Annotated in this window: 8 protein-coding genes; all 8 read right to left on the minus strand. The window is 39.2% G+C overall.

Going from position 1 to position 14,599, the window contains the following annotated elements:
- Positions 1 to 28: 28 nt before the first annotated feature.
- Positions 29 to 1,510 carry a TolC family protein gene (locus B3A20_RS02650; RefSeq protein ID WP_290761535.1) on the minus strand — a complete coding sequence of 494 codons (1,482 nt, stop codon included), beginning with the start codon at positions 1,508 to 1,510 and terminating at the stop codon, positions 29 to 31.
- Positions 1,507 to 2,295, minus strand: a complete 789-nt coding sequence (locus B3A20_RS02655; protein WP_290761537.1) for an efflux RND transporter periplasmic adaptor subunit — start codon at positions 2,293 to 2,295, stop codon at positions 1,507 to 1,509. Before B3A20_RS02655 ends, B3A20_RS02650 begins: the two co-directional genes overlap by 4 nt.
- Positions 2,296 to 2,308: 13 nt before the next feature.
- A complete protein-coding gene (locus B3A20_RS02660; RefSeq protein ID WP_290761539.1) occupies positions 2,309 to 3,769 on the minus strand; it encodes an MSCRAMM family protein in 1,461 nt (486 codons plus the stop codon).
- 314 nt (positions 3,770 to 4,083) lie between these two features.
- Entirely contained in the window at positions 4,084 to 5,547 is a 1,464-nt protein-coding gene (locus tag B3A20_RS02665; protein ID WP_290761542.1) for an SUMF1/EgtB/PvdO family nonheme iron enzyme, read from the minus strand.
- Between the two features lie 12 nt (positions 5,548 to 5,559).
- The gene (locus B3A20_RS02670; protein WP_290761544.1) at positions 5,560 to 7,842 is read right to left on the minus strand and encodes a hypothetical protein; all 2,283 of its coding nucleotides are present in this window, start codon (positions 7,840 to 7,842) and stop codon (positions 5,560 to 5,562) included.
- A gap of 9 nt (positions 7,843 to 7,851) precedes the next feature.
- Positions 7,852 to 10,320 (minus strand): hypothetical protein, encoded by a 2,469-nt coding sequence (locus B3A20_RS02675; RefSeq protein WP_290761546.1) that lies wholly within the window; start codon positions 10,318 to 10,320, stop codon positions 7,852 to 7,854.
- A 278-nt stretch (positions 10,321 to 10,598) separates the two neighbouring features.
- Positions 10,599 to 12,113: a formylglycine-generating enzyme family protein gene (locus B3A20_RS02680; protein ID WP_290761548.1), complete on the minus strand. Its 1,515-nt coding sequence runs from the start codon at positions 12,111 to 12,113 to the stop codon at positions 10,599 to 10,601.
- A gap of 15 nt (positions 12,114 to 12,128) precedes the next feature.
- Positions 12,129 to 14,315: a hypothetical protein gene (locus tag B3A20_RS02685; RefSeq protein ID WP_290761550.1), complete on the minus strand. Its 2,187-nt coding sequence runs from the start codon at positions 14,313 to 14,315 to the stop codon at positions 12,129 to 12,131.
- Positions 14,316 to 14,599: the final 284 nt, after the last annotated feature.

Consider the following 14,599-nt stretch of genomic DNA (forward strand, 5'->3'; position numbering starts at 1 on the left):
ATCGTTTGGGTCCAATTTAATTTGAGCGCTAGTCACAGAGCAAATCCTTGCGGAGTATAATCTTTCCGTCTTCCCAAGATTCTAGGCCGTTTTGCAGTAGCAGTTTACCGGTGGCGCGTACTAGGCGAATGTCGATAATCCTGAGCTGCTTCATACATTCCAAATGGCGCTGTTGTGCTTGACGTAAATCGTCTTCCATGTCGAAAATCAGGTGGTAATTGCTCTTGCCAAGTTCCATTTTCTTGAACTCTTCTTGGAGCTCATTTTCGTGATAGGCTACAGCCGTTTTGCTCAGCATCCATTGATTGCGGAGCTCCTTGGCCCTTTGCTGTAAAATGCGGTATTCTTCGTAAAGCTTGCCCTGGATCAATGCGAGCCTTGTGCGTGCCGAACGGATACTTGCCTTTTCGGCTGCAATCTGGTGACGCTCTTCTAGGTTTGCAAATAAAGGAATATCTATTTCAATGCCGTAGCCAAGAACGCTTTGCCGTTGTGACTTGCTCTTGAATTTTTTCAGGGCGTGGTCGGCATTTTTGTCGCGGCCTCGTATACCATAGTTCCCGATAACATCGACAGACGGCAAAAACTTATTCTTGCTTTTGCTCAAACTCACGTTGCGGAGCTCGACTTCGGTGCTTTGCGCCAAGTAAGCGGGATGTAAAATGCTGATGGAATCCAAGAACGTAAGGGAATCGAGGATGGCTATAGAATCGAGTTCCGTGTTGGGCTTGATTGCAATTGGGCGGGCGTCACGGACGAGTTCTTGCGAAGAGAGAATGAGCAAGAGCGTGAGACGCGCATTGCGGAGATTGTCCATCGCCTCTAAACGGGCTGCTTCGCGGTCCGAAAATTCGGCGACAGCTTTTTGGTAATCGAGCTGCGAAAGCATTCCGAGTTCATGACGTTTGCGGGCGTCTTCGACAATTTTACTTGCGACCGAAGCCGATTTTTCAGCGAAAATAAGAGTTTGTTGCGAATAGTAGTAGTTCCAGTAAGCTTCACAGTAGTTTTCGAGTACTTCGCTAAGCGCTTCGCGATACTTTTGGTAGGCCTGTTCCCTTTGAAGCTTTGCCGTGCGCTGGTTACTCATGGATGCAAAAAATAACGGTCCCTCTTTAAGCAAATGCTGGCGGAGTTCTCCGCCAAAATAAAGTTCCGAAGTGTATTCGCTGTGCGTGTAACTCGTCTGGTTAAAACCGATGTTGTATTCGGTTCCGGTTGGGGCTTTGCCTTGAACGCCAACCTTGTATTCGTTGCGGGTTTCGGAAAATAGCGTGTTGGGGGCGTCGCCTCGTTCTTTGAACGCACGTGCGGTCAAGTGTGGCTCGAATTCGCCATAGGTGCCGCTTGCAGCTTCGCTTTGTGCAATCCAATTGTATTTGGCTTCTTGAATATCAATGTTGTTCTCGATGATGATATCGATAGCCTTGTAAAAATCGATAAAAAGCGAATCTTGTGCATACGAAAGAACCGCTAAAAAAAACAAGGCTATTATATTTTGCCTAATCATTTGACAAAAATCTTTCCTGTAACGCCCGGTTCTACGGACTTGTCAGAATTGTCAAAAACAACCTTGATGGTTCGCAAAAGGCTTGCTTTATCAACAACGGGGGAGATAAATTCGATTTTGCCTTTCTTGTTGCGAATCTTGCCGCTGTTGAGCTGCAGACTTACATCTTGCCCGACCTTGAGCGAACTGGCCTTGCTTACAATGATGTAGGCTGTCATGCGGCAGGTGCGCACATCGGCTATCTCGATGATAGGCTCCAGCGCTTCGACACTTTCGCTTGGATTCTTAGAAATGGCTACAATTTCGCCATCAAAGGGCGCTATAAGGTATTGCTTTTGCAACTGTGCGCGTGCCATGCTGTATTCGAGAGAATCCTTCGCTTTGGCAATCCTTGCGGCTTCCCATTCGGCTTTTGTGACCTTGTAGTTCATCTCTTTTTCCCAGACCTGTTCGGCGCTGATAGAAGTAGATGTCTCAAAAAGCTTTTTGGTGACCTGCATATCCTTTTCGTAGGTGTCCATCTTTGCTTTGGCGGACGCTACGTTGGAATTGTCTTCTGCCGCAATTTTCGTGATGCTTACGCGTAATTCCTCTTCGGTTTTTACGAGGTTCATCAACGTGTCGCCCTTGTGGACAATTGCGCCTTCTTTTACCCAAATACTGTCGACTTTACCGGATACGGTGAATCCGATTTTTGCCTGGGCGATGGGCTCTGTTACGCCATCGAATGTTGCTGCGTGAACTGCAATTGCTAACGAAATGATTGTTGAAAATTTACGGATCATTTTGCGCTATATGTTATTTGGCAGAAGAACTGGAAACTGCGGTGCTTGAAGAAGATGCTGCGCTAGACGATGATGTTGGCGGTACCTTGAGTTCTGTGCGGAGCGTAAAGCCTTTAAGGTACATCTCGTTCTTGGCGTAAACGGTCACGTTCATGCCTACAGAGTCGCCCTGGACTCGGGAATCGAGAATCTTTTCTAACATCTGGACGAACAACGTATCTTGCTTAATCCAGGATTTTGCGTTGGCATAGTAGCCGTTTGCGTAAATGGAACGGGCCATTCCGTTGACATAACTCCATTGGATACGTTCTGTATTTTCGTCGAGTTTTTCGCTGAACTTTACCCAGATGGTATCTTTTGTCCCGAACGTAGACTTGAAATTTTTGTTGCTCGGCCATGCGTTGCTTGTAACCGCGTACAATCCACGATCGGTTGTGAATGCGGAATCGCCAGCAAGTTCAAGAGCTATGCGGTTTCCGGACTTTTTCTTGTAAGCCGTTATGTTGACGAGAATCTTTGTCTCGGCAGGGAAGGCGAGGTCGTGCTTTAAAAACAGCGTGTCGCCAGAAAGAGTTGGCTTTACATAGAATGTTGCTGTGTCCGCCTTTACAGATACGGATAAATTTTTATCGGTAATGCTTTCGCTGAAAACATAGTAAGGCGTTGCCAATGTAGAAATCCCGTTATAGCCGTTCATGTTGATGTCCATGACGTTGGATGCCTTAATCGGGGTCTTTGGCTTGATTATTGTGTCTTGATTGAGAATGTATCGGCCTAAGTCAATTTCAAAATTAGATTTAAGTTTGGGTAGAACAATATCGTTTGCGGTGTAGCGTAAGTTATTATGGGTATAAGGGCTTACTTGTAGAATAAAACCGGTATCGGCAGGAATCTTTTTAAACGTAAATTTTCCGGTGGAATCGGTTTTTGAAGAGAAACTTTCGGGGAAAATGTTGATAAAATCAGCATTCTGGTGAATTATGTTCAATTTGGCGCCAGAAACCGGTATTTTTTTGTCTGCATCTTCGTCGTAGATGTACAATTCACCCTTGAACGAGGCATTTATCGGCGACAGGCGCACGATAGACGAATTGCCGGCGACAACCCCTTCCATGTGCGAGGATTCGCTTGTAGAGGTTATGCTTACCGATTTGGGAGAATAGTAAAGCGTGTCTTTTCCGGATATTTTTTTGTAGCTGAATGTGAATGAACGAGTGCCGTAGGGGAGCTCTTCAATATAAAAATAGCCGTTCTTATCGGTCTCCGTTTCGGTGATATTGCCGGATGCGTCTTGGTATGTTATAGTAGCCTTGTTGAGACCCTTGTTGTCTGTAGCATCAACGACAGAGCCCGAAAAATCCCATTTAGAATAAGCGCTATCTGTAGAATCGGTTACAGAACATCCTAAAATAACGCAGGACGAGAAGAATAAGAATAAATGGTTGTTGATGAATGAACGAGATATGCTCATCATGTACCTCCACGGCTATTTTATCCCAAAACGGAGCCAAAATAGAATTGGATTAATCACTTGTCAAGGATATTTTGTGCGGTAAGAAAAAAGTAAAGTAATGCGGGGTTTGGTGAAATCTGTTATTTGTCATTTTTGCTGATTGTACGCAATAATGTCATCTTGAGTGTAGCCCGCAAGGGCGAAATCGAAAGATCTCGGATGATGCAAAAAAATGAGGCCTATGGGCCTCATTTTGTGCGGTGATAGTAGTATAAAAGGGTTATTCGTTTGAATTGGATTTGACTTCGGTCCACTTGGCGTTGTTGCCGATGTTTCTAATCAAACCAGTAGTCTTCAACCTTATATTTGATGTTTTCTACTGAAGCGTTATTGCCAATGTTTCTAATTAATCGAAAACCTGAAAGACCGGATGTTCCTGTTCCAAAATATCCATAATTGAGTTCTCTCCAATATGGGCGAGCTGAACTGAATTCTCCAACTGTATCCTTTATTGTATATACACCTCCTTTTAGACAACTTGGAAATCCAAAATTGCCAAAAAGTATTCCTTTCAGTAAAACGCGTTCTTCAACCAATCCGAATATGTCATAAAGTCCATATCCATTAGGACGCAATTGCCCTACAGGTTCAGTTTCGTTATCGGATTTTAAGTCTGTTGTAAATATGGCATATTTCGATGCTTCTTCTAATGAGACTGTTGCAGGATCTCCCCAAGGAGCTTTGTTTTTTTTATCTCCTCCACGAGCGAACATCATCCATTCATCTAAATATGGAAGCCTGTAGCCATCTGATGTTTTGTCAATAGAGACTTTTAAATGTCTGCTATTTATATCTTTGAAATCCCAATAAACGATGATGTAGCCATTCGGTATAATACTTTCAAATTTTGCTTCGGCTTTCGAAAAGTAATAATATGGTTTTAATCCATCGCGGATACTGCGTGCGTTTGCGTATTTCATTGCTTGATAGAGCGAAATTTGGGGGGCTGCAGTGTCGTGAACTTCACATTCTTCATTGTGTATGATGTTTTTTTTTCTCGAAATCCAGTCTTTATGAACTTCTTGTATAAATGGAGCATCAAGTGTTGCTTCTCTTGGTATGCTGTCCCACATCATTTGCAGATAATCACAGTTTGTTACAGGATATTTATCAACCAAAAATGTTCCTTTAACAGTTGCAAATCTTTCCATATCATAATATCTTGGAAAGCCTACTTTCCTATAAAAATTTTCGCTTTCTTCGTTATATCCTAATACAACTTCTTCATTTTTTAAATTGAGAAACTTCATCCCGACGGCTAAATTGATATTATGGGAAACATTGGGCTCAGGGAAGAATACTTTTATTTTTTCAACGCCTACAAGTATTGGTGCTTGGAATGCAAGGCAAGAATCATTAAAAATACTTGAATTTAATGAAGTTTCCCATGCGAGAACTGGATTGTCAATGCAGATTTTGACGATTTCGTTTTTTTCGATTTCAAGCCAAGTTTCTGAATTTAATGAGTCTATGTTCAAAACAAAGTTCCTTGGACTTTGTTTTATTAAGGCTAAGTCAAAATTTTTTTTATTCCGATTTTTTATTAGGTCGTTATTTTTCGAAATATTTTTTTTAACTAATACGGAACCATGGTTCTCTCTGGCTAATTTGACTAGAGTTTGCTTGTTTACGACTCCATTGAATGTTCCTCTGTTTTTACCATTCATATCATATACAATATATTGATAAGCATTAGACATCGAGAAACATGTGATTAATAAAAATAATATTTTTTTCATTTTTAAAATCCTTTAATTACTTGTAGAACTACTTGACGATCTATTTAAAATAACCCTATTCCAGTATTCAGATGTGTCAGTTTTGAATTCGTTTTCACTCATGTATATATTTTTGCCACCATAACTTCTAAGTTCTTTGATGTTTCCATTGCAATAGTCTATATCAGTAAATGTAGTTGGATTTGGTCTTGGTGTAGTTCCTTCTTCATACCAATAAATTCTTCGTTCAGGAGTCGAAAACTCATTGTCTATAAAACAATTTCGAATACATTCCCACTGATTTTTTTCATATCCAAGGTGTTCTTTGTCTTTGTCATATTTTTTAGCATCGTCACTATACTTAATAGGTAATTCTATATATCCATACATATTTCCGTCAACATAATTTTTTTCATTTTCGGTTCTTTTTTGTGTATAAACGTGCTGCCCTGCTGTACATACGACAGGAATCGGCCTATATCTTAATTTTTTCCCTGATGGATCTAGCCATGCCATTAGGTTTGTTTCATAACTACCGTATCTGTTAGGATATGTTCTTGTTGACGAATTGCTAGATGTTGTTGATGAAGAACTTGATAAAGGTTCCTCTTTGATTTCATAAATGTCGGTTAGAACTACATCAGTGAGCCCAAATGAGTGCCCTAATTCATGCATTAGCAAATAGTAGGTTTCTATCCCATTTCTTCTTGGTGAGAAAATAATACTTCCATAAGGCAAATATTGTTCATACATTTCGTTTTTTTCTCCATAAAGTGGATGACTTAAGGCTTCTGTTGTAAACCATAATTTCGGATTATCTTCAATTTGAACTGCATTGCTCAAAAAAATAGATGGATTGGCATCTTCTGTATATAAATACGCCTCTTTATTCTTGTCTTTAATATCGTCGAAATTGATTAGCTTTTCATCTTTATCTACATAGAGCTTGTAACCATATGTATATTGGCCATTTTCCCAGTATTTTGCAAGTACTATTTCTGCAGAAACAGCCTTTTGTGAACCTAATTGGAAAAAATATTTTGTATTTGGAGGATCTTTTTCAGGGTTTAATCCAGGACAGTAATTTAAAAAATCTGTAGATTTGTGCTTTTGTGCATAATGTGCGCATTTCCACAATTCCCATTTTTTTCGAACTTTATTTATTGCGAATACTGTATGCCAACTTGGTTCATCAAAAGAAATTTCTTTTTTTCCTTTATTTGGTCCCTCTTCCGTAATTGTTTTTATCCCAGTTTGTTCGTTTTCTAATTTGGCTACATATATTAATTCCTTATAAAGGAGACTTATTTTAGATGGTGTTGTCATATAAAGATTTAATAAACCATTTTCCGATATGTAGGATGTAGATTTCTGAGATAGATGCTTGATGTATTTGCATTCAGAAGTGTTTTGAATATCAACATTGACTACGGCTTGACCAAAAATTTTATTGAAATAATGTTCGGTGCAACATTTTGTAAATTTGTCTTTGCAATTTGTTTGATAATAAGTTTCATTATCGTGATTCTCACATATGGTTGATTGTTCTGGTGTGGTTGAAGATGTTGTACATTTCTCACCATTAAATTCTATATATTTTATATGTTTTGTAATCATCTTGTAAGGTAAAATGCTTACTGTTTTAATGGGTTCTTTCAATTTTGGACATAACATTGCATGATGTCCTTTAGCTCCAATTAACTTGAATTCTTTCATTTTTTTTAATTCTTCGGAATAAATTATATGCGTTTTGCTATTTGTCAGAATTTTTGCATAATCATAGGATTTGTCCTCATTTTGATGGACTAAACAAAAACCATCATATGCGTCCTTCGTAAAATGAAGTTGAATTGAAACGTTATCGTCTTCTTTTACGGAAATATAGACATAAGGGTCTTTTCCTGTGGGATCTTGATCAAATCCATATTTATAATTGGGAGCTTCCGTAAAATAAGGCGTTGACTCTTTCCATTTAAAAGGTTTTACTTCGCCATCGTATGGATTAAGCGGCATGTCATATTCGTTAACCAATATGCGGTCGCTACTACTTGATTCCGGTTCAGGATTTCCTTCTGCCTTTGGTCTCGGATAGCTATTCATCAGCTTTTCTCTCAGTTCCTCTTCGTCTAAGCCAGAAAGATCTTCGTCTAGTGGCGATACGTACTTGTTTAGTGTGGCTGGCTTATCTTGTGCATGTGCGGAATAAGCTTCTGAAGCTTTTGCTCCTTTTATAATAGATTCCGTATACCCCCCGATATCGCCATCGGAACAAGCTTCGATAAATATGATGGATAAAATAACAAGTAGCTTTTTCATGTTGCACCTTTAATGTTCTAATATCTTGTAGTTAAATCGATCTGATCCGTCTTTTATGCAAAGTATAACGGCGTCTTCGTAATTTCCGATGTCTTCTTCTGTTTTCGAAAATAGAATGGCTTTACCTAAAGAATCAATCATTGTTTGGAATACATACTTGCCGTCTTCTTCGCCGTTTCTGTAGAACATGATATCTACAGGTTTAAATCCGTAAGATGTCTTGTCTTTTTTCATGAGTGTGAATTGCACTTTGGCTGAATCCACCTTGGTCATTGGGTGCTTCATAACCTTGACCTTGATGACTCTTGCTAATTTGCTATATGCAAGGTATGATCTGAACCATGCTGTTGGTATTGTATCCATCAGTGGTATCATCGGGCTTGCAGGAACTACTTTGTTATTTTCATCAAGTTCGCCAATGAAAAAGTCCGTTGCTGCCAAGTTCAGTATCCCGTATGCTCCCAAAGCAAGTTCTGTTTCATCGCGTTCACTACCCATGACATCTGCTTTGGGCATTTTGTCATCTTTTTTGCCTGCTTTACGTAAAGGTGAATCGAAGGAAAGGTTTATGCCAGCGTCATAACCCATGAATTTGTTGCTTCCTGCGGGATTCTTCTCGTCCATGAATTTCGGGTCGCCTGTATAATTGTGGTTGCCGCCATATGGTCTTGAAAATGATGAGTGAGTGGCTGTGAATCCTTCGATAACTTCGTTGGCGCATTTGCCGGGTTCGCAACTTGGGGTGAAGTTTTTCCAGAAAATGCTGTTGCCGATGGTGCCGTTTGCTTTACCGCCAATGGCTGGATTCACTGCTTTTGCGATGTTGGCGAAAAACGTGGAGTTCCATATGTCGAGCCTGTTGGCTTCGTTGATTATTGCACCGCCTTTTATAACAGTTCGGTTATCGTGGAAAATTGCATTGCCTATGTATGCTCCGCTACCGGCGAGTTTTACTGCGCCGCCGTTTTTTGCTGATTTATTGCCCGTGTAAACGATGTTTTGCATTTTTACTTCGCCATTGCTTGCAACGGCACCGCCATCGCCAAGGGCTGAGTTCCCTGAGAATCGGATGTTTTCAAGATACAATGAGTCGCTTGTGTAAATCGCGCCTCCCTCGGCGTTTGATTTAGCATCGGAAATGATGGCGTTCTTTATCGTAAGTTTTTGGCTTTGGGCGAAAATTGCACCGCCATTTGTTTTGTTGAATCCGTTTGCGATTCGCAAGCCTGTTAAGCTGCGTGGCGAACGGCCTTCGATTTCGATGTGGGCGGATTTGCCAAGTTCAATGAGCGGCATGTCGTTTTCGGATTTTAATTGCCAAATATCGCCTGTATAGCCGACTAACTCAAAACCTACTTTCCAAGGAACAACTCCGTCGCTATAATTGTCAGCTACGTTCCATGTTCCGCGAACGATGTTGATTTCGCGGCCTGTCTTTTGTGCCATTTCGAGAACTGTGGCGAAATCGCCGGTTGCCGTTGCTGCCGTTGCTCCGTCGCAGCCTTGCGAACATGGCGATTGCGGGTCCCAATAAATGCGGTAATTATCGTTTTTCTCGAAGTTGATTGTGTAATTGCTGCGGAACGCTTCGTTAGGGAATCCCGTAATCTTATCGCGGGAAATTTCGATGTTTACTGTCACCGAAGATGCGCCGAGATCAATCTTTGCCGATTCTTTTCCGTTGATTTTTACCTTGGCATCCTTGGCATAAACGTACATTTCAACAGATTTTGCTGTTGTCGGTAGCACGGAGCGGTAACGGTATGTATTGGGCTCGAAGAATGGACCGAAATGTTCTTCGTTGTGCGAGATTTCTTCTGCACGGGGTTCTCGTGAAATGGTCGATTTTGGAGCAACAGTAAGCTTGTTTGCGTAAACGCTACCGACCAAGTGAGAACGCAATTCTATGCTGACGGACGCATTCGGGGCAACGATTGTGCCGAAATAAAGCCCGTCGGTGCCCATTTTGATGGATTTTCCGGCGATGTTCCATGTGATTTCGCTCGGATTCCCTCCGTTTATAGCGAATTGGCATTTGTTGCCGAAATGAACATCGCTCGCGACATCGATTGTAATGGGGCCGGCTGTCAGATCGAAGGATAACTGGACGTTAGGATCCGTGTGGATACTTTGGAATTTATATGAACCGGAAGAGAATTTTATCTTGGCTCGTTTTTTGGCGTTAAGTGTGCCGTATTCGCCTGGCGGGAGCGTTTCGGATTTGCTGATGCTTACGGCCTTTGCTGAATCGCCGAATACGATGGCGGGGGAGGCTACGGACGGTTTTTTCAGGGCGACTTGTTTTGTCGATGCCGCTGTCGCGCCGGTTTCTGAATTGCAGGGGACGCCGTAGCGTAAATCGCCAGTAATGTGAGATTTTGCTCGTAATGAGCATCCGTTTGACACGTCAACATTGCCGTAAATCTTGGAGTCTGCGCCCAATTGGAATCTTGTGGTGAAAACATCTCCTAAAATCATAGATTTGTCGGAGATGTCGATAGTATCTGCGATAACTATATAGTCTGAATTTTTTTGATTATTCTGAAAAGTTGAATTATCTGAATGGTTTGTGCTTGCTACTAATTCGTTGAATGGGGTATATTTCCAATCCGAATGTGGAATATCTACGGCAAAAGATGCACTAGCTGTCAAAGATAACAGAAATAGAAATGATGAATTATATGTCTTTGATTTTATAAAATGAAAAAGGAATGGATTCATTGAACAAACCCTTGATAATGTTCAGAAATGTGTTTTTACTTTGTTCCTGATTCTATGTTTTCCCATTTGGCGTCGTTGCCAATATTGCGGATTAGGCGGAAACCATCAAAAGCCCCCCAATGGCCAGCTCGAAAATGTCCAAAACTAATATGTTTCCAATAGGTACTTAGAGAATAATCGTCATCTTCTAATTTGACTCGATATTCACCACCTTTTCTACATGAAGGGTTGTAAAAATTAGACCAAATTTCATACTTCATAAGGACGTGTTCTCCAACTAAACCGAACATGTCGTATAGACCATATCCATTGGGTTGTTTTTGTCCTACTGGTTCAGAATGGTGAATTTCTTTTTCGCTATGTGGTTTTGTTGTTGTGAATGTGCCATATTTCATCATATCGTCTAGTGTTAAAGTCGTGTCTTTCGATGGGTCTCCCCAAGGTGATACAACCTCTTTACTTCCTCCGCGAGCCAACATCATCCATTCATCATAATATGGGAGTCTATAACCGTTAGATGAATGGTCTTCTGAAACTTGGATGAAGCCTTCATCGTTGCTTATGCTGGGCCATTCAAAATCTAGACCTAGGATGACATAACCGTTAGGCTGAATGTCTTCTTTGTTTGTACTTGTTTGTGCAAATGTATAATAGGGCTTTAGTCCTTCACGGTTGCTGCGTGCATTTGCGTATTTTATTGCTTGATATAGCGTGACTGTGCTTGCAGCTGTGTCATGAACGTCGCATTTTCCGTTATGTATACTATTTTTTTTTCTTGATATCCATTCATCATGTCGATTTTTTATTGATAGATTTAAATGTGGAGATTTATTCGGTATGTTATCCCATGTAGCTTGAATAAATTCACAATTTGTTATGGGGTATTTATCGACTAAATATGTTCCGGTTACCTTAACAATCCTTTCCGGATCTTCATTTTGTGGCGTGCAATCTATAGTTCCCTTTTCTGTTACGCAATTTCTGCTTAATTTTAGGGATTCTTCATCATAACTATTATATCCTAACAAGACTTCTTCATTCTTGAAATTTAAATATTTCATGCCTACAGCTAGATTAATTTTTTGCGCAGAATTTGAATCTGATAAATAAACACTAATAGATTCGACGCCGTTAAGCGTTGGTGCTTGAAATGCTAGGCATGAATCGTTAATAATCCTTGAATTTAACGAAGTTTCCCAGGCGAAAACCCGATTTGATTGGCAGATTTTGACGATTTCGTTCTTTTCAACTTCAATCCATTTTTCTTCATTCAGAGAATCGTAACTTAACTCTATGTTTTGCGTTGCTTGGTTGATTTGGGCTAATGTTAGGTTTTTTAATGTTTTAGTACTATAGAATTTATTTTCTTTTGAATTGTTTTTTTTTACTAAAACAGAACCATGATTATTTTTAGCAAAGAGAATTAGAGTTTGCTTGCTTACTTCTCCATTGTAAGTCCCGAGATTTTTGCCGTTCATGTCGTATATTTTGTATTGCTGCGCATTTGATAAAGCAAAGCATGCTGCTGTTAGAATAAGAAGTTTCTTCATTATAAATCCTTAATTTTATGGTTTACCATCTAATACTTTAATAGTAATTTTTTCAATACTCTTATTATTCATTTCGTTGAAATTATTTTTATCTGTAATTTGTATTTTGGGATTCTCACCTGTGTCTGTTTCCCTGCATTTACCTGTAGTTCCTAATAAACCTTCTGAATCGAAGTATTCTTTTCTTTCGTTTGTTGCGTATTTATCTAAAGCATTTTCGTTAAAACATTCACCGCGAATACATTCCCATTGGTTGGGCTCATTCCCTCCAGTTAGTCGTTCTATTCCTCCAAACATTCCTTTATAATCATATTTGCCTTCTTCATTTAGTTCTTTTTCTTCGAAAAATCGTGTGCCTCCAGTACAGGCTATCGGTACTGGCCTATATCTTAGTCTTGTTCCGCTTCCGCCTCGAGTTACCCATGACATTAAATTTGTCTCGGAACTTGCATAGTAGTTTTGATATTTCTTGAAGTCTAGTTCATTATCATTTTTTGTATCAAAATTTATAAAACTTTTTTGAGGATTATCACTATCGTCTTTTTGTATAACTTTAAAAATTTTAGACTCATGTACATCAGTTAGACCCAATGAATGTCCTAATTCATGAGCTGTAGTGAAATAACTTGACGAATCAGCTTTTCTAGAAACGAAGATGATACTTGCTTTTGGTAAAAATCCTGCGAAAGGACTTTCTCCTATAGGAGTGAACGAGACACTTGATGCTAGTGTTCGTTCACTTGGTCCGCCAGGAGGAATTATTGTATAACCATCTTTTAATTTTAACACATGGCACGAATTAAAAACACCGTTGTCTTTGTCAATATAATAATGGTGCTTGATATCTCCATTCTCTCGGCTCTGCTTTACTTTGATAGCAATTTCTTCTTCTGTTCCTTTACATTCGTCTTCTAAGAAAAATTGCACTCCTTTGGGTTCTGTTTGTGGGTAAAATCCTGAACAATAGGACAAATCATAAAGCTTTTCTGGGTTGTTTTCATTTTTTTTATTTTTGTTACACGCTTCAAGTTTCCAACGTTTTTCAATTTTATTTATTGCGAATATAACATTCCAATATGCAGATTTTTCTTTTAAAGTTTCGTTTGTTGTTTTAGCAAGTTCTTTTTCAAGGATAACTATTGCTGATTCTAGTAGCGAAGCATATGGACTTTTCACTTTGTTATTTGCATATTTTTCACGATCATTCATATCTATAAAAGTTTTTAAGGCTTTTGTTTGATTGTATCGACATGCTCTTTCCCAAATAAGGTTAATGTTAACAACTGCTTGGTTGAATACTTTATTTAGGTATTTTTCCATGCAACATCTTGTAAATGTATTTTTGCATTTGTTGTAATCGCAGCCGTTGTTTTGTTGTTCGTCTTGGATTTGTTCTAAAATTTTTATTTTTTCGTCAGCACAAGAAAGGTTCTCGCCATTATATTCTACATAAAGAACATTTTTTGTAATCATGTTGTATGGTTTTACATTAATACGTAATAAATTAGGTTTTTTATTATGCTGATTTATGCAAGTGTGTTTTTTACCTTTTGTAATACATCCATAAAGAGTGTATTCTCCACCAGATTTGTCTGATGTGATTTCTATGTCAGCCGCCTTTCCACTGAGCAAACCATAATTTTTTCGATCATTCTCTGCTAACAAAAAATAATCATCGTATAGTTCATCTGCTAAATGAGGGATGAAAGAAATGCTTTCTCCTATTTCGCCGGATATGTAAATAATAGAGTCTTTGCCTTCGGGATCTCTATCAAATCCGTATTTATGAGTTGACGATTCGGTAAATGATGGTGCTATCATCTGCCATTCATATGGTATTATATCACCATCTTGTGGATTATGAGGCAAATCCAATGCTCCATCTAATAAACTTCCACTACTGCTACTCCCGTCGCTCGTGCTACTGCTAGATTCTGGATCTGCACCATTTCTTGCTAAAGCCAATGTCCACGGGTTGGTGTTCATTAGCTTGTCCCTCAGCTCGTCTTCGCTTAAGTCGGAAAAGTCTTCACCTAATGTGGAAACTTGTTTTTTCAGTGATTGCGGATTTTTATTTCCCTGAGATACGCTGGCGTTGGATGGGCCTGCTTGCTTTAGAATTGATTCTGTATAACCGCCTATGTCAACGTCGGAACAGGCTGCAATGAAAAAGATTGATAAAATGGTTAGAAGTGCTTTCATGATAAAGTGCTTGTTGTGAAAGATAATATTTTGTATGGTGAATGTTGAATTTGTGTGAATAATTTGATTGTATTCTCCAAGATTTCTTTTGTCCTAAAACGAGGCGAAAATAGAATAGGATTATTCTGTTGTCAAGGAAAATGTTGTTCGGTAAGAAAAAAGTAATGAGAAATTGTTTGAAAATTGCATATGTATGTTAATTGTAATAAGTTATTTGTCTTGTCTGTACTTGATTTTTGATAATTTATACTATATTCTATTGTTTGTGTGAAGCGTGAAAAAGT

This window comes from Fibrobacter sp. UBA4297 (assembly GCF_002394865.1).
Lineage (GTDB): Bacteria > Fibrobacterota > Fibrobacteria > Fibrobacterales > Fibrobacteraceae > Fibrobacter.